The following is a 19,626-nucleotide window of genomic DNA, read 5'->3' on the forward strand; positions in this document are numbered from 1 at the left end:
TTCTTATACTGTTCTTTCAACGCTTCTTCGAATTTCGAAGTTGGGTCTGGGTGGAAGTATTGTGTATGTTTGAGGGTATCTGGTAAGTATTGTTGTTTTACCCAGTGGTTTGGATAGTTATGCGGATATTGGTAATTTGTTCCTCGTCCTAATTTTTGGGCTCCTTGATAGTGTGCATCTTGTAAGTGCGAAGGGATTTTTCCTGATTTTCCTTGTCTGACATCTGAGAGTGCTGCATCAATGGAGAGAATGGCTGTATTTGATTTAGGGGAGAGGGCTAATTCAATCACTGCATTGGCAAGTGGGATTCTTGCTTCGGGTAAACCGAGTTTTTCCGCAGCTTGTACAGCTAATACGGCACGACTAGCTCCTGCGGGGTTTGCTAATCCGATATCTTCATACGCTATGACTAATAATCGTCTGATTAATGTAATGAGTTCACCTGCTTCAATGAGTCTTGCCATATAGTGGAGTGCTGCATCTACGTCACTTCCTCGAATTGATTTTTGGAATGCGGAGATGACATCATAATGTTGATCTCCGTTTTTATCGTGTGCGAATACTTTTCTTTGTAGGCAGTTTCCTGCGATTTCTTCTGTGATGATAATTTTTCCGTCTTCATTTTCTGGAGTAGATTTCACAGCTAATTCTAAGGCGTTTAGTGAACTTCTGACATCTCCATTTGAAAAATGGGTAAAGGTGTGCATTGCTCCGTCTTCGACTTCTACATCATATTGTCCTAATCCCTTTGTTTCATCTGTTAATGCACGTTTGAGTGCTTGATGAATTTCTTCTGGTGTCGGTGGGATGAGTTCAAAAATTTGTGTTCGACTGCGAATCGCTGGGTTAATGGCAATATAGGGATTTTCAGTAGTGGCTCCTATTAAAATGACACGTCCATTTTCTAAGTGTGGAAGAAGAAAATCTTGTTTTGGTTTATCCAAGCGGTGAATTTCATCCAGTAATAAAATGACTGTTCCGCTCATCTTTGCTTCTTCAATGACAATTTGTAATTCTTTTTTTGTATCAGTGGCGGCATTTAATGTTCGAAAGGCATACTTTGTCGTTCCTGCAATGGCACTGGCAATACTTGTTTTTCCAATTCCAGGAGGGCCATATAAAATCATCGAAGAGAGTTGTTTGGCGGCAATCATTCGAGCAATAATTTTTCCAGGTGCTACTAAATGTTGTTGTCCAACAACTTCTTCTAAGCAAGTGGGTCTCATACGGTATGCTAATGGTTGATTTTTCATAATTATCCTCACTTTCTGTCTATTTTATTTTAGCATAGTTTAAATACTTACGTGAGTCAAAAATATTTACCTTATTTTGAAAAATATACTATACTAGTAAGAGTAGAAAATGATAGATGTAAAATTTTATCCAAAAGAAAGGACGATATCGTTGCATTATTTAGATTATGCTGCCACTACACCGGTTGTAGAGGAAGTAAAAAAGGCAATTTTTGAAGAAATGGCATATTTTGGGAATCCTTCTAGTGTTTACCAAATTGGTCGTACTCAAAAACAAAAGATTCAAGCTGCTAAAAAAGATATATTACAAGAATTACATGCTGCTACGAATGATTCCATTATTTTTACAGGTTCAGGTTCAGAAGCGAATAATTTAGTCTTTGAATCCATTTGCCAGCATTTTTCAAAAGAAAAAGGAGAAATCATTATTTCAGGAATCGAGCATCCATCGGTCAAAAAAGCTGCAGCTTACGCTGAGCAATTAGGATTCACGATTATTGCGTTAGTTCCTGATGAAACAGGTTGTATTTCTGTTAAACAAGTGGAAGAAGCTTTAACGGAGAAGACACGTTTAGTATCGATTATGACCGTTAATAATGAAACTGGAGCGTATCAATCGATTCATGAAATCGGTGAGTTATTAGTAGAACATCCTGCTTATTTCCATACAGATGCAGTTCAGGCATTTGCCCAAGAAGAAATGGATGTAGCGACTTCTCATATTGATTATTTATCTGCTTCAGGGCATAAAATTCATGCACCAAAAGGAATTGGATTTTTATATAAGAGAAAATCTGCACCGATTCATGCACTTATTAAAGGTGGAGGACAAGAACAAGGGTGGAGAGCAGGAACTGAAAATGTTCCATATATTGTTGGTTTCCAAAAAGCTCTTGCACTAGCGATTCAAACTAGAAATGAGAAGAAGAATAGATATATTGAATTGTCAGAGTATTTACAAGAACAATTAACGGCTCGCCAAATTCCTTTTGAAATCAATGGGGATGCCTCAAAAAAGAGTCCTCATATTTGTAATGTATGGTTAAAAGGCATTCCCGCCAGTCAAACATTAATTATGTGTGATTTACATCAAGTAGCTGTTTCTGCGGGTTCTGCTTGTTCTGCTGGAAGTTTAGAGCCTAGTCCAGTATTATCACTCATGTTTCCTCAGAATAAAAATAGAGTAGTAGAATCTGTTCGTTTATCATTTGGAGGAGAAACAACTAAAGAAGATATTGATGCATTTATTTCCTCAATATCCTCGATTAAACGACCATAGTATGCTAAACTAGAAGAAAGTGATGAAAGGAAGTGTTCATATGGCATTTACTCAAACAGCAACATTAAAAAATTCAAATCATGTGTATCGTGTATCTCCAACAGTAAAAGGATATACATTAAGAGATAATGGATTTGTCGAAACAAAAGCAGGTAATTTCCAATTAATTCGCAGTTTAGATGACTTAGTAGTCGGGCATCGTGGATTAAAATTAAAAGTTTCAGTCGATAAAGCAATGAAACAATTAAAAATTTCAACAACAACAAAAGATGGACTTCAAACTGTTCAATTATATGGAAATGAAAAAAACGCATATGCGATTGAAAAACTAGAATTTATTTTAGAAGGATTAGTAGAACGTGGCGTATTAGAAGAAGTATAAAAAAACGAGACAGAGTTTACTCTGTCTCGTTTCTATACATAGCACGGGAAGGTATTCCGATCACTACTATTGTAGATCTTCTTCGTGAGGGAGTGGCTTAAACTGCGCCACGAAGCTTAAAGTATCGCCAAAATAAAGATTTTCGCCTGGGATCTCATAGAGTTCCTGCATGCGTTTACTTAAAGAGTATGGAAGATTCGTAGAATCTTTTTCATACTTCGTTAAAGTATCTTTATTAATTTTTAGGTATTTGGCGGCTTCTAAGAGTGTCAAATTACGATTAACCCGTGCTGCTCGTAAAGATATTATCATACACTTATGCCCCCCTTTTACCAATAATAATTGTAGTGAAAATAAATTTATTTGTCAAATGTGTATAGGGCTATAATTCCTATCGTTATCGTATTTAAGAAGATTTTGAGAAAAATTTTTTGAAAAAATTTTTAGAAAGTGATATAAAAATGATACAGCGACCTTCAAATCGTTAAAACAGAAAAAATTTAGAAATGATGGTGAATGAATGAATAAGGAAAATATCCGTGTAATAGTCGGAATGAGTGGTGGAGTTGATTCTTCAGTAACTGCTCTTTTATTAAAACAAGCTGGATACGATGTGATTGGTATCTTCATGAAAAACTGGGATGATACAGATGAAAATGGTGTATGTACAGCAACAGAAGATTATAAAGATGTAGCAGCAGTAGCTGAACAAATTGGAATTCCATATTATTCTGTTAATTTTGAAAAGGAATATTGGGATCGTGTATTTGAATATTTCTTAAAAGAATATCGATTAGGACGAACTCCTAATCCGGATGTAATGTGTAATAAAGAAGTAAAATTCCAAGCTTTCTTAGAATACGCCCTTCAATTAGGAGCAGACTATGTAGCAATGGGACATTATGCTCGTGTGGAAAAAGACGAGAATGGAGTAGTTCGTTTATTACGTGGAGTAGATAATAATAAAGATCAAACGTATTTCTTAAGTCAATTAAATCAACAACAATTATCAAAAGCAATGTTCCCAATTGGTCATTTAGAGAAAAAAGAAGTGCGTAAAATTGCTGAAGAATTTGACTTAGCAACGGCTAAGAAAAAAGATTCAACAGGTGTATGTTTTATCGGAGAGAGAAACTTCAATGAATTCTTGTCTCATTATTTACCAGCTAAACCTGGTAAAATGGTAACATTAGATGGCGAGGTTAAAGGAGACCATGCTGGTTTAATGTATTATACGATTGGTCAACGTCAAGGATTAGGAATCGGTGGTGGTGGTAAAACCAATGATCCATGGTTTGTTGTAGGAAAAGATTTAAGTACGAATACATTATATGTTGGACAAGGATTCCATCATCCTAACCTTTATTCTGATTCATTATTTGCGACAGATTTGCAATTTAATACAGATGAAGAAAAACCAAATGAATTTGAATGTACAGCGAAATTTAGATATCGTCAACAAGATACAAAAGTGCGTGTTGTATTCCAAGAAGACGACAAGACTAAAGCTATGGTATACTTTGAAGAGCCAGTACGTGCGATTACACCTGGACAAGCAGTTGTATTTTATGATGGAGACATCTGCTTAGGTGGAGGCATTATTGATAAAGCTTATATGGAAGGAAACGAACGTCAATACGTTTAAAATAGATAGAAAAGAGGGAAGTCATGAGTGAAGAATACATTGTAGGAGAAGTTTTAGCGACATTTTTTGAAAATCCGCAAAATTTTTACAAAGTATTATTAATTCGAGTGCAAGAAAGTAGTATGCAACTAGACTCAGATGAGATTGTTGTGACGGGAATTATTGGCACTATTCATGATAATTCTCCCTATCGTTTTAATGGAAAAGTCGTTTCGCATCCAAAATATGGTAAACAGTTTTCCGTCTTAAGTTATCAACAACATAAACCGACTGGAAAAAAAGGACTCATTGCTTATTTTTCTAGTGGACGATTTCCAGGAATTGGAGAAAAAACCGCAGAAAAAATTGTAGATTGCTTAGGTGAAAATGCGATTGAGCAAATTATTCAAGACGAGGATTGTTTAAAAAATGTACCCGGATTATCGACAAAGAAATGCGAGAGTATTCGTAGCATTATTATCGAAAATCAAGGGACAGAACGTATTTTATTTGAATTGACGAATATGGGATTTACTCCAGTATTTGCTCAAAAAATTATGGTTCTCTATAAAGAAAAAACAATGGATATCATTAAAGAAGATCCATATGTGTTATTACAGTCCATTGAAGGACTTGGTTTTAGACGAATTGATGCTATTGCGCAACAATTAGAGATTGCAGCAGATAGTTTATACCGGATTAAAGGTGCAGTTTATGTAGTGGTAAGGGATTTATCTTATCAAGAAGGGCATACGTATTTAATCGATAAAGAAGTGGTTCTTGCAGCTCAAAAACTATTGGAGCAAACTCGTTCATTTTTAATTGAACCCGATCAAATCGTCAATGCGTTAAATGAATTAATTCGAGAAGGAATCATTATTTCAGAAGAGAATCATTTGTCATTAGCTTCGTTATATTATGCAGAAATTGGTATTGTTAATGCCATCAATCATCGATTGGAATTGTCAAAAAAATCTCAGTATACTGAAGAAGATATCGAAGAAGCGATTCAACATGTTCAAAAGAAATTTGGCATCATCTATGATGAGTCTCAAAAACAAGCGCTTATTAAAATTATGCAAGAATCCTTGTTTATTTTAACAGGAGGGCCTGGTACAGGGAAAACAACGATTATTAATGGGGTTGTAGAAATGTATCGTTATTTAGAAGAGATTGATATAGATTCTGATGCGATTCAATTAGCAGCTCCAACTGGAAGAGCTGCGAAGCGTATGAATGAGTTAACAGGAATTTCTGCTTCTACCATTCATCGAATGTTAGGAATTTCTGCAGAAGAAAATGTTGAATTAGAAAGTGACGATTCTGATGATACTCGTTCATTAAGTTGTGACTTCTTAATTATTGATGAGATGTCGATGGTTGATACTTGGTTGATGAATCGATTGCTTCGTGCAACTCCAGGGAAAACCAAGATTTTATTTGTAGGAGATAAAAATCAATTACCATCTGTTGGACCAGGTCAAGTGTTAACGGATTTTCTATTATCGAATAAGATTCCATCGATTGAATTAACGCATATTCATCGACAAAAAGATTCTTCAAGCATTGTTCCATTAGCTCACTCGATTAAAGATGGGCATTTACCAATGGACTTTACTCAAAATCAACCAGATAGAACTTTTATACCGTGCCGTTCAACTCAGATTTTAGATGTGATTGAACAAATTGTGGTGAAAGCTATTAAAAAAGGATATCAGAAAAAAGATATTCAAGTGCTTGCTCCAATGTATAAAGGTGAAGCTGGTATTCATGAAATTAATAAAATGATGCAAAATATTTTAAATCCAAAAATCGGAAATTCAGTTCGTGAAATTGAATCATTCGACCGAGTGTTCCGTGTAGGGGATAAAGTATTGCAGTTAGTTAATGTTGCTGAAGAAAATATTTATAATGGGGATATTGGAGAAATTACTGCGATTATATTTGCCAAAGAAAATGAAGATCAAGTTGATAAAATGTATGTTTCATTTGATAATGTAGAAGTGGAATATAAACGAAATGACTTTATTCAATTGACACATGCTTATTGTTGTTCGATTCATAAAGCACAAGGTAGTGAATTCCAAATGGTGATTTTACCAATGGTAGGTCAATATCAACGGATGTTAGAACGTAACTTATTGTATACAGCTGTAACTAGAAGTAAAAAGTTCTTAATTATGTGTGGGCAATATGAAGCATTCCAAGAAGCAGCGAATCGTCAAAGTGCAAGACGTCAAACGTGCTTAAAAGATTTGTTACAAGGAAATAGCTTTGATAGCTTAACCATTGAAGAAGAAAAATCAACTACGATTAAAGTGAATCCGCAAACTGATGATAAGTCTGAAGATACTACAGAACAAGTTTCTCAACCAACAAGTGATACCAAACAGTATTCTGAAGAGAAAACAGTAGCATTAAAAGTAGAAGAAACAGTTGAAGAATTTCAAGTCCCTTCAGAGAGTCAAACAATAGCAAAAAATAAACCGTTTGTTTTAACAATGGAATTAATTGATTCTTATAGTATTGACCCTATGATTGGAATGGAAGAATTGACGCCATATGACTTCATGTCAAAATAAAATATTATAGAGTTAAAAGTTAGTTTTTAAGAAATTTTAGAGTGATATAACAAACACTTATTTCACGTAATAACGATTGGTTATCTGTTAGTGAAATAAGTGTTTTTTTTATAACAATTTTTATAAAAAATAAAGCGGGTACCTAGTATTTTGTCTTTATATTGTATACAATAGTTTCGAGGTGAAAAATATGGAAAACCAAAAACATTTTTTAGTATCAGCAGATGCTGTACCTCCTGTGTTTTCTAAAGTACTAAAAGCAAAAGAATTATTAGCAACTAACCAAGCAAAGGACGTTACAGAAGCAGTAAAATTAGTAGGAATTTCACGTAGTGTATATTATAAATATTATCGAAAAGTTCAAGGATTCTCATCAGTGACTTATGGACGGAAAGCTTCGTTAAATATTCATATGAAAAATGAAAAAGGAACATTATCTAAAACATTAGATTTATTTGCAAGTTATAATATGAATGTATTAACAATATTCCAAGGATTAGCAATTCATAGTGTAGCAATCGTTCAATTAATGTTAGATATTTCTGAATCAACGACTGATCTATCTGTGATTTTAAAAAAAATAGAAAAAATGGATAATATTATTGGTGTTGAATTACAAAATGTAGAGTAGGAAATAAAATGAAATTACAAACGAATAAAGGAAATCTTGAAGTAAAGGCCATTCTTTTTGATAAGGATGGCACTTTAACTAATATAGACAATTTGTGGATTGAGCCAACAAAAATGGTCATCCGTAAAATTTTAAAGCAGCATATAAAAGAAGATTCAACTGTTACAATTGAACAAATGCTAGAGTTATTAGGAATTGTAGAAGGTGAGATTGTACCCAATAGCGTCATTGCTTCTGGGACAGTTGAAGATATGTTAGACGAGATTGGAAAATATTTTCCAATTGATAAAACTACTTTATATGATGAAGTATTGCAAGATTTTAGAAATTATTTATTAGCACATCCAGATATGATTGTTCCAATTGGTGATGTAGCTTTTTTAATTTCTGAATTAAAAAATAAAGGAATCAAAGTTGGAGTTGTCACAAATGATAGTTATGTCCCTACAAAAACAATTTTTGAAATCTTAAATGTTTGGAATCTATTTGATTTTGTTGCTACACCTGATGATTATGCTGCTAAACCGGTCGCAGATTCCTTGATTGGTGCGAGTCAGCAATTAGGAGTAGCACTAGAAGAAATTTTTTATGTTGGAGATTCTTATTTAGATATGGAATATGCCAAACATTGTGGTGGAGGAATTGCTGTATTAACGAGTGGGAGTGATGGTCAAAAAATGAAAGAACAATCTGTGTTAGTATTAGATTCTGTAGAACAATTATTAGATTATGTAATAGGAGAGTGAGTATGTACGAAACAAATCATACAAGTGAACGTTTAAAATTATTATTTAAAATTTTAATTCCAGTTTTAATTTATCAATTAGCGAATTTTTCGGCTCAATTTATTGATACGGTTATGACTGGACAATATCATGAAATGCATTTAGCAGGAGTTTCGATTGCCGGAAGTTTATACAATCCATTTTTTACGTTATTAAATGGGGTTGTAGCAGCGCTAATTCCAATTGTAGGACAATTACTTGGAAAGAACGATAAAGAAGGCATTCAAAAAATTGTATTCCAATTTATGTATATTGGAATTTTATTAGCCGTGATTTTATTTTGCATCGGTTTAATTGGATTGAATCCAGCATTAAATCAAATGCATTTAGAAGCTGAAGTATCGACGATTGCTAGAGAATATTTATTATTATTATCGATTGGATTTATTCCATTTTTACTCTTTAGTGTGATTCGATCCTTTATTGACGCATTAGGGTTAACAAGAGTCTCCATGTTTTTAATGATTTTACTTGTACCTTTAAATATTTTCTTCAATTACTCATTAATTTATGGAAAGTTTGGACTGCCAGAATTAGGAGGTCCCGGTGCAGGCCTTGGTACAGCAATGGCTTATTGGGTATTGTTAATTGTGGCGATTGTCGTTCTTAAAAAGCATCCAAAATTGAAACCTTATAATGTATTAAGTTTTGAAAGACCGCATTTACCATTATGGAAAGAGCCTTTTGCTTTAGGTTTACCAATTGGATTTAATGTATTTGGTGAAGTCGCAATTTTTGCACTTGTTGGTTTATTAATGGCTAAATTTGGCTCACATGTGATTGCTTCACACCAAGCAGCTATGAATTTTTCTTATTTAGCGTATGCTTTTCCAATGAGTATTTCGAATGCTTTAACGATTATAGTATCCTATGAAATCGGTCAAAATAATCAAAAATCTGCAAAAGAATATATTCGATTAGGAATTTCTACTTCAGTTATTATTGCCCTTCTAACATTAGTGTGGTTATATTTTAACCGTCCAATGATTGCTGGTCTATATGGAACTTCAGAAAGTTTTATTCAATTAACAATGGTGTTCTTATCCTATAGTTTATTATTCCAAATGTTTGATGCAATTGCAGCACCGATTCAAGGAATACTACGAGGATATAAAGATGCAAAAATGCCGTTTATTTTATGCTTATTAGGATTTTGGGTCATTGGTCTTCCAGTAGGGATAATTTTAGATTGGATGACAGATTTAGGACCTTATGCTTATTGGATTGCATTAATTGCAGGTTTAATGTCAAACTGTTTCTTATTAATGCTACGATTAAGAAGTGTTCAAAAGAAATTTGATAAAAGGGGATTAGTACATGGAAAATGAATCAATAGAAGTAGTCGAAATTCAGGAAGAAAATGTAGTAAATAAACCAGAGGCACCTTTAAAACAGACTATAAAAGATATGTTTAAACATTTGTTAATTTATTTGAGTATTTTTACTGGAATAATTATAGTTTTTGTAATAGCTAGTGAACTTGTAAAAATGATTAAATCATTGAGTCCAAGTTTCATGCCAGATTTAACGGTTTCTCAACTTCAAAATTTTTCAGATTTTGGTTATATCGTTGCAGTGATTGTTGGCATTACCATTTTTTATAAAACTCAAAAAATTAATTTTTTCCAGACTGTTTTTTATCGTCAAAAGAAGATGACATTAGAATATTTTGCAGTATTTGCGATTATACTATTTGGATGTCAGTTTATTTTTACTCAAAGTGCTAATTTATTCGAATTTTTCTTAAATCAAATTGGTTTAAGTACTAAAGGTGCGATTGAAGCTGCCACAAGTGGAGATGATTCATTTATGTTAGTGATTTATGCAGCGCTTGTTGGGCCATTTGTAGAAGAATTATTAGTTCGAGGCGGTGTGGTTTATCGCTTAAAAGATTATGGGAAGATTTTCAGTATATTGTTATCAGCAGTAATCTTCGGATTATTCCATATGAACTTAATTCAAGGATTTTTTGCTTTCTTTGTCGGGATATTATTTGCCTATATTGCGCTTGAATATAACTTTTTATGGGCAGTATTTTTCCATATCTTAAATAATTTTGGATTTAGTTTTTTAGTAGAAAGTGGATTACCTTTACTTTTAGGACCGGAATTAGCAGATACTGTTACAACTATGCTTTTAGTGATTACTGGTAGTGCATCGGTGATTTTCTTAATCCTTTATCGTAAAGAAATCATTTCATATATTAAAGCAAATAGAACTCCAAAAGGAACTTATCCTGTTGTCTTTACAACATTGAGATTTTGGATTTATGTTGTGATTTGTTTATTAGTTGGTTTATTAGGCTTACAACGATTATAAGATGGGAGAGATTTTCATGAATACGATTTATTTAGAAGATTCAGTATATACAACTCTACAAAATCATCCGGAGGTAAAAGAGCTACTTATTGAATTAGGATTCACGCCTTTATCTCAGCCACAGATGGTTCAAACAGTTGGAAGAATTACAAGCTTAAAAAAAGGATCTAAAATTGCTAAAATCCCACTGGATACAATTATTCGTCAATTAGAATTGAATGGATACATTGTAAAAGAAAGTAGGGCGAGCAATGAGTAATGATGCAATGTCACCATTAGAACGTCAAGAAAAAATAAAGGAATTAATGCTCCGTTTACATCAAGGGGAAAAAGAAGAAATTATTCAAGAAGAATTTAATAAACATTTTGATTCCGTTTCTCCTTATGAAATTCAAGTGATGGAACGAAACTTAATGCAAGAAGGAATTACTTATGAAGAAATTATGCGTCTTTGTAAAATTCATGCTTCATTAATGAGTGCAAAAGTAGAATCTGGAGAAGGGATGCCTGATTTTGAAAAAGAAGGACATCCAGTAATGGTTCTAAAAAAGGAGAATTTAGCTCTCAGAGGAGCGATTGACCGAATTGAACGTTTGTTACAGGCTTATGTATCTTCAAAAGATGAAGAACTATTAAAAGGATTAAAACGTCAAATTGGCTTACTCGATCAGTTTGAAAATCATTATTTAAGAAAAGAATATGCCCTATTTCCGATTATGGAAACAAAAGGAATTACAGCTCCTCCGAAAGTGATGTGGGGAGTCCATGATGAAATTAGAGAAATTTATAAAAATTTCAAACAAGCTTTTGATGAACAAGCAGATGATGTCATGGAACAGTTTCTAGTAGCTAAAGAAGAACTGCTAGAAATGATTTTTAAAGAGGAAAATATTTTAATTCCAATGGTTGCACAAGCGTTTCATGTGGATGATTGGGAGAAGATGGCACAAGATACTCCACAATACGGATATTGCATTGTCACTCCTGAAGCAGAATGGAAAGTAGAAAAGAAATCCTCTACCGTTCAGTCTAAAGAGGAAATTCAAGAAACAGGAGATATCCCATTATCAACTGGATCCTTATCCTTAGAACAATTAGACTTATTATTGAACCTACTTCCAATGGAACTGTCATTTGTGGATAAGGATAATATTGTTAAATATTACAACGAAGGCAATGGAGAAGAAAAAATCTTCAAACGCACAAAAAGTGCGATTGGTCGAGATGTCATTAATTGTCATCCACCCAAAAGCCATGCCATTGTAAAGCAATTATTTGAACAATTAAAATCCGGACAAAAAGAAAAAGAAGAAATGTGGTTTAAAAAAGAAGATAAAATGATTCATGTCACGTACCATGCGGTACGAAATACTCAAGGAGAGTATATGGGCGTGTTAGAATATGTACAAAACATTGCACCATACGTGAAGAATTTTGAAAGTCAACCTCTGAAACGAGAGTTGTCTTGAAATTAAGTGACTTTTTAGAGGAACTCATTGAAAAAAACTTTCTTATAAAAAAAGATAATTAAATAGAGCTTTCCGAATGATTCGGAAGGTTCTTTTTTTGTAAATAAAGCCTTTACATTAACTGAGAGGAAGAATATACTTAAAAAAACATTAGAAATTTGGAAATTTATTTGTGATTACATGAACATAAAATGTTTTATATGGGATAAATTTTTTGTAATTGTAACTGAAGACTTAACAATTATTTAAATAGGTGGGTAAAATGAGGAGGAGTAGAATGTTAAATATTAGTATATCTAAGTTTTCATATGGGAAAAAAGAAGTATTAAACGATATTCATATTCAAATTGAAAAGCCTAAAATTATTGGATTAGTAGCGCCAAATGGAACAGGGAAATCTACACTAATAGAGATCGTTGCCGGTAATCTCAATAATAGAGATGTAAGTGTTTTGTTAGGCGATAAAAATTATAAGAACCATTATTTGGAAATGAAACGAAAAATCGTGAGAATGTGTAATCAAGATGATTTGTATTCTGATTTGACAGGGTTACAACATTTACAATTTTATGCTGAAATGTGGAATATTAAACCATCATTTGTGGATGAAGTTGTTTCAAAATTACAAATGACAGAATATATCTCCAATAAAGTTTTTAGTTACTCGTTAGGAATGAAACAGAGACTTTGTTTTGCGTTAGTAGTTGTAACAAATTGTGAAGTTATGTTATTAGATGAAGTGATGAATGGATTGGATCCAGATAATGTGCAATTAATATCTAAAGTACTTCAAAGTTTAAAAAATGAAGGTAAAATAATTATCATTGCATCACATTTATTGAATAATCTAAACAGTATTGCTGATGAGGTGTATTTCTTAAAAGATAAGAGGATTGCATTAAAATATAATCTTGAAGATGAGCTTAATAAATCAATTGAAATACACTTTTCATCAGAGGATAAATATAAAGAGTTTATTGAACAATTTATGAATATGAATATATTATCTAATCCCTCAGAATTGACCATCAGCATTAGAGATTGGAATGAGCTAGATCTTATATTTTTGTGGATTCAATCAAATTTGAAGGATATATCCAGTTTGACTTATGGAATAAAAGGTTGCGAAATCATTTATCAAGAACTGTTCCATTCAAATGACGAAGGGAGAGAGTAATATGAAAAGCCAGATTATCATGGTATTGACGAATCGATTGGTAAGAATTCAGGTAATCATTTTTCTCTCTATTGTATTTATTTTTTCAATTTTACGTCTCTATGAGCTAAATCATCAGTATCAATTGATGAATGAATTTACTCAAACAAATATAAAAATCCACGAACAATACAAAAATAGTCTATTAATGGATAGTAAAATGTCACAACGAGAGTTACATGAAGATGAAAAATTATTCGTTGAGATTGATAATGCATATATAGATGCTGGAAATGCTTTTCAAAATAGAGATTATAGAAAATATATTCAATTAATGATTAAAGCTTGGGAATTAGAAGACTCTATTCGTGAAAAGTATGGGATTACGATTACAAATAAAAATACTTTAGGATTTACTGCATCTAAAAATGGAATATTATTTAAAAAGCAAACACAACAGTCAAAGTTGCATTATCAACAATTAGAATACAAAAATTTTGATGATAAGAATGTAATGAATGAATTGATAGGTATAACTGCTGTTCAGTCTTTCTTACCACTATTGGATTTTAAAATTCCAAATATTATTTTCTTACCATTTCTTTTCTTATTTACGCTAGTAATGTCTAATACTATATTTTTATCTGATTCTAAACATAGGAGTTTATTGAATGCAAAACCAATCAGTAATTTTAGATACATTATTCAGAAAATCATTAGTAAATGGTTCGTGATATGCTTTGTACAACTTGTAGCATTTCTAATTTTTTTTGTGATAATTTCTATAAAAAATGGAATAGGAGATTTTACTTTAAAAACAGTGATATTTAAAAATGATAAGACTATAACTATTTCTTATTTCAGTCTGTTTCTTATTATCCTATGCTTTGTACTGTTATTGAATTTATTGATCGTAAACTTATGTAGTTTATTAAACTTACTATTTGGTAATCAAATCTTAACATTTCTTTTTGGAATAATCGTTATATTTTTAGAAACGGTCATGAAAGTTTTAAATGTTGAAATGCCGTATATTGGTTTTATTCCTTCGTCTTATTTTAGTTTTGGATCAGTGATCTATGGTGTTAAAAATGAGTTCTATTTAAATGGACGCTTTTCAATGTTTCAAGGAGTATTAGTACTTGTCGTTACTAGTGTAATTTGTTTTATATTTTCAATTGTAATAATGACTTTGAAGGAAAAGAGGGAGCGTTATGAAAAAATTTTCTTCAATTAAATTAGATTATAAATATTTAGTTTCAACTGGTTACTTTATTAAGCTTCCTGCGATTCTTTTTGTTATTTTTGTATTATTGATAGGTTATAACAAATGGGTTTCTACAGAAACTCCGCAAAAGGTATTAAATACTCAATTTATGCTTATGGATGACTTAAAGGCATTACTGGCTAAAGACTACAGTATAGCAACTGATGTTCGAGAAGAGTCGGAAATGCAAATGGCTCAAATATATCAAAACTTGTCTGAAGAAAATTTTAGTTATAAAAAGTCCGTTACTTCCAAAAAATTGTTGTCTATTTATACAGAACGTATTAAGCTATTAAATACTCTTAAAGTCTTGTTGCCTAATTATAGTGATAAGTTGCCTGATATTAGTAAATTGGAAGATGAAAAGCTCATATTAGAATATTTAAGTGATAGTAATCAGGATTATTTGCACTATAAAACTACTTATGTAGTCATAAAACTTATTCTTTATTTTTCAGCTTTTGGTGGGTTTTTATTTCTTTATATACTCATGGTTTCTAATTTTCATAAGCGAAAATTATCCCATAAAAGTTTACTCAAAGCGTTACCTATTTCGGTTGTACGTATAAATATAGATGAATGGTTTTATACGCTGGGATTGTTTTATTTCTTACCGGTAATAATAGTTATGATTGGGATTTCTTTATATTGTATAGTTTTTCGTATTATTTTTTTTAACTATCCATTTTTAATTACAACGTTAGAAGGTACTAGGATCTATTCAGCTTATTATTTGTTTTTTATATCGATTTTTTATCCAGTAGTGTCAACTTATATTTGTTTTATTTTAGAAAAAATGTTTGTGTTCCTTTTTAAAGACGAAATATTATCGATTATTTGTATCCTTACTTTAATCGTTACTTGTACTATTTTTGGTCTATTTAATACCCCATTTGGGATGATAATAGTGTTACCGATGATTCAAAATAATCAGTCTCTTACTATAGGATTTTTGATATTGAGTATTTGCATGATGTTGACTTTTTACGTTATGAATTATCTACTCAAAAAATTTGTAGATATAAGATAGGGTTGATGGAAGAATGATGCCAGAAGGAAATAACCTTATATTTGCACACTAATTAAGCAGTTAAGAAAGGATACTGTATAATTTGACTATTGTCAGGAATTTCAATACTATTGCGATATCAATTAAGGAGGTATGATGATGGAAAAAACTGCTACTATTAATGTAAGAGTTGATGGAGAAGATAAAAGATCTACTGAATTGCTTTTAAAGCAAGTTTCTTTATCTGTATCTCACTATACAGATAGTATTGAAAATATGACTTCTGAAGAATTCGGTAAAATCATGATTCAAGAATATCAGACTGCTGAAGAGGATAATATTCGTCCTGTTAATGAATTTTTTAATGAGTTTAGGATGAAAATTGATGGCTAAAACTAGAAGACTTAACGTCAATAACTATGCTGTATTTTATAAATATGAGAATAATATAGTTACTATACTTAGAGTTTTTCATGCTTCAAGCAATTTAGAAAAATTGCTAAAAGATTTACAATAATTATTACAATTTACCAACTCCAATTTCTTGATAGATTCTGTCTATTGAGAGATTGGAGTTATTTGTATTTTTACATAAAATTCTCTTTTCAAGTGTTATTGGCTATGTTACAATCGTGTTGTTTATATCATATAAACGTTTAAAATTTAATAGACAACAAAGGAGTTAAAAACACCATGTATTTAGAGATGTTTTTAGGTGCAGTTGCTGGATTAAGTTTGTTCTTGTATGGGATGAAATTAATGGCGGATGGATTGCAAAAATTTGCAGGAGATAAGCTAAAAAGTATCGTTCGTACATTAACAAAAAATCGTTTGATGGCTGTTTTAGTTGGGATGTTCGTAACAATGGTTATTCAAAGTTCAAGTGCTACTTCTGTAATGGTAGTCGGCTTTGTAAATGCTGGAATTATGACGATTCAACAAGCAGTTGGTGTAATTTTTGGGGCTAATATTGGTACAACAATTACAGGTCAAATGGTTTCCTTCAACCTTTCTCAATGGGCGCCTATAGCAATTGGTACAGGAATTTTAATGGGAGCAATTGTGAAGAATCCTAAGATGAAAGAATTAGCGGAAATCTTAGTAGGGTTCGGAATTTTGTTCATTGGTATGAACTATTTAAAAGACGCTTTAGCGCCGCTAAAAGATTTACCAGCCTTTACGGAATGGATTGTGAATTATGGACATCATCCATTATTTGGAGTAGCACTTGGATTTATTATGACACTTGCTCTTCAAAGTTCTTCTGCTACGATTGGGGTTTTAATTGCGCTAGCTTCTCAAGGAGTTTTACCATTTACGACTGCTCTATACATTATTTTTGGAGATAACATTGGTACATGTACCACAGCGTTAATTAGTAGTTTAGGGACTTCAAGACGTGGGAAACAAGTAGCAGTGATTCATTTAAGTATTAACATTATTGGTACAATCTATTTTATGATGTTTTTAACAGGAATTTTAACAAATATTGTAACATCAATGGATGCTACTGATGTCGCAAGACAAATTGCGAACGCTCATACAATTTTCAATATTGTAAATGTGATTGTGTTATTCCCATTTGCTAATTTATTATTGAAATTAGCAGACATCATTGTTCCAGAACCAAAAGTAGAATTAATCGAAGTAGAAGAGAAACCAACAAGTTATTTAGACAAACGTATTTTAGTAACACCATCGATTGCGTTACAAAATACAATGTATGAATTTGCTGCCATGTCTCATGCTGCTGATCAAACATTAACTTATGCGATTGATGCGATTCGTTTAAGAAGTCAAGAAAAGATTGAAAAAGCTTTTGCTAGCGAACAACAAGTAAATCAATTCCAAAAAGCCATTGTGGAATATTTGGTAGAGATTTCTCAACAAAATGTTTCAACAACTGACCAAGAAACGATTGATGAATTATTTAGTACAGCTAATGACGTGGAACGTATTAGTGACCATGCTGAAAATATTGCAGACTTTGCGAAAGCTGTATTAGAACGTGATATTGTATTAGATGAAAAGACTTTATCAGAATTGGAACATGTATTTGAATTAGTTCAAAAAGGATTTGCGATGTCAATCGATACATTATCAACAGGTAATTTAGTAAAAGTTAAAGAAGTGATTACAATTGAGCGAGAAATCGACCGATTGAAAATTGAAATTCGTGATAAGTACATGAAACGTATGAATAAAGGCATTGCAAGTGCTGAATCTGGTATTTTTGTCATGGATTTATTAAGTAACTTAGAACGTATTAGTGACCACTTTAGAAATATTGGTGAGACGGTTCAAAGATTAGGACGTCCAGTAGTTGTAACTGAATAAAACAAGTAAAAGATGATGCCATTTGGTGTCATCTTTTTTAGTGATTAATTGTTATTTATAGATAATTATAGTACAATCAATAAGGATAAAAATGTTATAAAAGGAGAATTTCATGTTAAAAGTTTCAAACGTAAGTTTATTATTTTCAGATCGTAAATTATTTGATGAAGTAAATATTACATTCACACCTGGAAACTGTTACGGAGTGATCGGTGCAAATGGTGCGGGTAAATCTACATTTTTAAAAATCTTATCTGGTGAATTACAACCAACAACAGGGGAAGTTATTTTAGATCCTCATGAACGTTTAACAGTCTTAAAACAAGACCACTTTGCTTTTGAAGAAGAACGAGTAATTGATACGGTTATTATGGGACATAAACAATTATTCGACATTATGAAAGAAAAAGATGCCATCTATATGAAAGAAGAATTTACAGAAGAAGATGGTATCCGTGCTGCTGAACTTGAAGGAGAGTTTGCAGAATTAAATGGTTGGGAAGCGGAAAGTGATGCTTCACAATTATTACAAGGTTTAGGAATTACAGAAGACTTACACTATAAATTAATGAGTGAATTAGTGGAAGTTGAAAAAGTAAAAGTATTATTAGCTCAAGCTTTATTTGGTAAACCTGATGTACTATTACTAGACGAGCCGACAAACGGTTTAGATGCTAAATCAATCGCATGGTTAGAAGAATTTTTAATTAACTTTGAAAATACTGTTATCGTTGTTTCCCATGACCGTCACTTCTTAAATAAAGTATGTACACATATGGCTGACGTTGACTTTGGTAAAATTAAATTATTCGTAGGGAACTATGATTTCTGGTTACATTCAAGTCAATTAGCGGCTAAACTATTAGCAGACCAAAATGCAAAAAAAGAAGAAAAAATTAAAGAATTACAAGAATTTATTGCTCGTTTCTCTGCGAACGCTTCTAAATCAAAACAAGCGACTTCTCGTAAGAAAATGTTAGATAAAATTACATTAGATGATATTCAACCATCTAGCCGTAAATATCCATTCGTTGGATTTTCTCCTGCTCGTGAAATCGGAAATGATTTATTAATCGTAGAAGGATTATCAAAAACAATTGATGGCGAAGTTCTTTTTGAAAATGTAAGTTTCCAATTGAAAAAAGATGATAAAGTTGCTTTCTTAAGTCGTTCAGATATTGCGATTACAACATTATTCAAAATTTTAACAGGGGAAATGGAACCAGATAGCGGTACATTCAAATGGGGAGTGACAACTAGTCAAGCTTACTTACCAAAAGATATGACGGAAGAATTCTCAAATCCACAATTAAACATTTTAGAATGGTTACGTCAATATGCACCTGTTGAAGAACAAGATAATACATTTTTACGTAGTTTCTTAGGTCGTATGTTATTCTCTGGAGATGATGTTATGAAACAAGTAACAGTTCTTTCAGGGGGAGAAAAAGTTCGTTGTATGTTATCTAAATTAATGCTATCAAAAGCAAATGTCTTATTATTAGATGACCCAACAAACCACTTAGACTTAGA

General features: G+C 32.0%; 19 protein-coding genes. 17 read left to right on the plus strand and 2 right to left on the minus strand.

Annotation, left to right across the window (positions count from 1 at the left end):
- Positions 1-1,253: replication-associated recombination protein A (locus tag RYK07_RS06590; RefSeq protein WP_314853042.1), on the minus strand; the 1,253-nt coding region annotated here is incomplete at its 3' end.
- Positions 1,254-1,362: 109 nt separating this feature from the next.
- Between RYK07_RS06590 and RYK07_RS06595 the strand changes: the two genes are divergently transcribed.
- Entirely contained in the window at positions 1,363-2,532 is a 1,170-nt protein-coding gene (locus tag RYK07_RS06595) for a cysteine desulfurase family protein (protein ID WP_314853043.1), read from the plus strand.
- 40 nt (positions 2,533-2,572) lie between these two features.
- Complete coding sequence (locus RYK07_RS06600; protein WP_006702737.1) at positions 2,573-2,914, plus strand: cysteine desulfurase; 342 nt, start codon at positions 2,573-2,575, stop codon at positions 2,912-2,914.
- A gap of 66 nt (positions 2,915-2,980) precedes the next feature.
- Here the strand turns inward: RYK07_RS06600 and RYK07_RS06605 are convergent, their stop codons facing one another.
- A complete protein-coding gene (locus RYK07_RS06605; protein ID WP_006702736.1) occupies positions 2,981-3,226 on the minus strand; it encodes a helix-turn-helix transcriptional regulator in 246 nt (81 codons plus the stop codon).
- Between the two features lie 208 nt (positions 3,227-3,434).
- On the opposite strand from RYK07_RS06605, the gene mnmA reads away from it, so the two are divergent.
- The 15 genes from mnmA to RYK07_RS06680 form a co-directional block, all read left to right on the plus strand.
- Positions 3,435-4,559 carry a tRNA 2-thiouridine(34) synthase MnmA gene (gene mnmA / locus RYK07_RS06610; protein WP_006702735.1) on the plus strand — a complete coding sequence of 375 codons (1,125 nt, stop codon included), beginning with the start codon at positions 3,435-3,437 and terminating at the stop codon, positions 4,557-4,559.
- Positions 4,560-4,582: 23 nt separating this feature from the next.
- Positions 4,583-7,120 (plus strand): ATP-dependent RecD-like DNA helicase, encoded by a 2,538-nt coding sequence (locus tag RYK07_RS06615; protein ID WP_314853045.1) that lies wholly within the window; start codon positions 4,583-4,585, stop codon positions 7,118-7,120.
- A gap of 190 nt (positions 7,121-7,310) precedes the next feature.
- Positions 7,311-7,751 carry an ACT domain-containing protein gene (locus RYK07_RS06620; RefSeq protein ID WP_314256647.1) on the plus strand — a complete coding sequence of 147 codons (441 nt, stop codon included), beginning with the start codon at positions 7,311-7,313 and terminating at the stop codon, positions 7,749-7,751.
- A gap of 8 nt (positions 7,752-7,759) precedes the next feature.
- Complete coding sequence (locus RYK07_RS06625) at positions 7,760-8,497, plus strand: HAD family hydrolase (protein WP_314256645.1); 738 nt, start codon at positions 7,760-7,762, stop codon at positions 8,495-8,497.
- A 2-nt stretch (positions 8,498-8,499) separates the two neighbouring features.
- Positions 8,500-9,864, plus strand: a complete 1,365-nt coding sequence (locus tag RYK07_RS06630; protein WP_314256643.1) for an MATE family efflux transporter — start codon at positions 8,500-8,502, stop codon at positions 9,862-9,864.
- Positions 9,854-10,855 carry a CPBP family intramembrane glutamic endopeptidase gene (locus tag RYK07_RS06635; RefSeq protein WP_314256641.1) on the plus strand — a complete coding sequence of 334 codons (1,002 nt, stop codon included), beginning with the start codon at positions 9,854-9,856 and terminating at the stop codon, positions 10,853-10,855. The genes RYK07_RS06630 and RYK07_RS06635 overlap by 11 nt, the downstream gene beginning before the upstream one ends.
- A 16-nt stretch (positions 10,856-10,871) precedes the next feature.
- Positions 10,872-11,114 (plus strand): DUF1858 domain-containing protein, encoded by a 243-nt coding sequence (locus tag RYK07_RS06640; RefSeq protein ID WP_314256639.1) that lies wholly within the window; start codon positions 10,872-10,874, stop codon positions 11,112-11,114.
- Positions 11,107-12,324 carry a DUF438 domain-containing protein gene (locus RYK07_RS06645; RefSeq protein WP_314853047.1) on the plus strand — a complete coding sequence of 406 codons (1,218 nt, stop codon included), beginning with the start codon at positions 11,107-11,109 and terminating at the stop codon, positions 12,322-12,324. The genes RYK07_RS06640 and RYK07_RS06645 overlap by 8 nt, the downstream gene beginning before the upstream one ends.
- 277 nt (positions 12,325-12,601) lie before the next feature.
- Positions 12,602-13,501, plus strand: a complete 900-nt coding sequence (locus RYK07_RS06650; protein ID WP_314853048.1) for an ABC transporter ATP-binding protein — start codon at positions 12,602-12,604, stop codon at positions 13,499-13,501.
- A gap of 1 nt (position 13,502) precedes the next feature.
- Entirely contained in the window at positions 13,503-14,717 is a 1,215-nt protein-coding gene (locus RYK07_RS06655; RefSeq protein ID WP_314853050.1) for a hypothetical protein, read from the plus strand.
- Positions 14,695-15,777 carry a hypothetical protein gene (locus RYK07_RS06660; protein WP_314853051.1) on the plus strand — a complete coding sequence of 361 codons (1,083 nt, stop codon included), beginning with the start codon at positions 14,695-14,697 and terminating at the stop codon, positions 15,775-15,777. The genes RYK07_RS06655 and RYK07_RS06660 overlap by 23 nt, the downstream gene beginning before the upstream one ends.
- A 138-nt stretch (positions 15,778-15,915) precedes the next feature.
- The gene (locus tag RYK07_RS06665; protein ID WP_314853053.1) at positions 15,916-16,149 is read left to right on the plus strand and encodes a type II toxin-antitoxin system antitoxin, RelB/DinJ family; all 234 of its coding nucleotides are present in this window, start codon (positions 15,916-15,918) and stop codon (positions 16,147-16,149) included.
- Complete coding sequence (locus tag RYK07_RS06670; RefSeq protein WP_314853055.1) at positions 16,142-16,273, plus strand: type II toxin-antitoxin system RelE/ParE family toxin; 132 nt, start codon at positions 16,142-16,144, stop codon at positions 16,271-16,273. Before RYK07_RS06665 ends, RYK07_RS06670 begins: the two co-directional genes overlap by 8 nt.
- Before the next feature lie 176 nt (positions 16,274-16,449).
- Complete coding sequence (locus RYK07_RS06675) at positions 16,450-18,093, plus strand: Na/Pi cotransporter family protein (RefSeq protein WP_314853056.1); 1,644 nt, start codon at positions 16,450-16,452, stop codon at positions 18,091-18,093.
- Positions 18,094-18,205: 112 nt separating this feature from the next.
- Positions 18,206-19,626, plus strand: a 1,421-nt coding sequence (locus RYK07_RS06680) for an ATP-binding cassette domain-containing protein (protein ID WP_314853057.1), incomplete at its 3' end; no start/stop codon positions are given.

The sequence above is a fragment of the uncultured Granulicatella sp. genome (genome assembly GCF_963528315.1).
GTDB lineage: Bacteria > Bacillota > Bacilli > Lactobacillales > Aerococcaceae > Granulicatella.

Excerpts from the sequence above, each read along its gene's own strand:
- RYK07_RS06595 (WP_314853043.1), top strand. The coding sequence starts at position 1,363 with ATGATAGATGTAAAATTTTATCCAAAAGAAAGGACGATATCGTTGCAT.
- RYK07_RS06600 (WP_006702737.1), top strand. The coding sequence starts at position 2,573 with ATGGCATTTACTCAAACAGCAACATTAAAAAATTCAAATCATGTGTAT.
- RYK07_RS06605 (WP_006702736.1), bottom strand. The coding sequence starts at position 3,226 with ATGATAATATCTTTACGAGCAGCACGGGTTAATCGTAATTTGACACTC.
- mnmA (WP_006702735.1), top strand. The coding sequence starts at position 3,435 with ATGAATAAGGAAAATATCCGTGTAATAGTCGGAATGAGTGGTGGAGTT.
- RYK07_RS06615 (WP_314853045.1), top strand. The coding sequence starts at position 4,583 with ATGAGTGAAGAATACATTGTAGGAGAAGTTTTAGCGACATTTTTTGAA.
- RYK07_RS06620 (WP_314256647.1), top strand. The coding sequence starts at position 7,311 with ATGGAAAACCAAAAACATTTTTTAGTATCAGCAGATGCTGTACCTCCT.
- RYK07_RS06625 (WP_314256645.1), top strand. The coding sequence starts at position 7,760 with ATGAAATTACAAACGAATAAAGGAAATCTTGAAGTAAAGGCCATTCTT.
- RYK07_RS06630 (WP_314256643.1), top strand. The coding sequence starts at position 8,500 with ATGTACGAAACAAATCATACAAGTGAACGTTTAAAATTATTATTTAAA.
- RYK07_RS06635 (WP_314256641.1), top strand. The coding sequence starts at position 9,854 with ATGGAAAATGAATCAATAGAAGTAGTCGAAATTCAGGAAGAAAATGTA.
- RYK07_RS06640 (WP_314256639.1), top strand. The coding sequence starts at position 10,872 with ATGAATACGATTTATTTAGAAGATTCAGTATATACAACTCTACAAAAT.
- RYK07_RS06645 (WP_314853047.1), top strand. The coding sequence starts at position 11,107 with ATGAGTAATGATGCAATGTCACCATTAGAACGTCAAGAAAAAATAAAG.
- RYK07_RS06650 (WP_314853048.1), top strand. The coding sequence starts at position 12,602 with ATGTTAAATATTAGTATATCTAAGTTTTCATATGGGAAAAAAGAAGTA.
- RYK07_RS06655 (WP_314853050.1), top strand. The coding sequence starts at position 13,503 with ATGAAAAGCCAGATTATCATGGTATTGACGAATCGATTGGTAAGAATT.
- RYK07_RS06660 (WP_314853051.1), top strand. The coding sequence starts at position 14,695 with ATGAAAAAATTTTCTTCAATTAAATTAGATTATAAATATTTAGTTTCA.
- RYK07_RS06665 (WP_314853053.1), top strand. The coding sequence starts at position 15,916 with ATGGAAAAAACTGCTACTATTAATGTAAGAGTTGATGGAGAAGATAAA.
- RYK07_RS06670 (WP_314853055.1), top strand. The coding sequence starts at position 16,142 with ATGGCTAAAACTAGAAGACTTAACGTCAATAACTATGCTGTATTTTAT.
- RYK07_RS06675 (WP_314853056.1), top strand. The coding sequence starts at position 16,450 with ATGTATTTAGAGATGTTTTTAGGTGCAGTTGCTGGATTAAGTTTGTTC.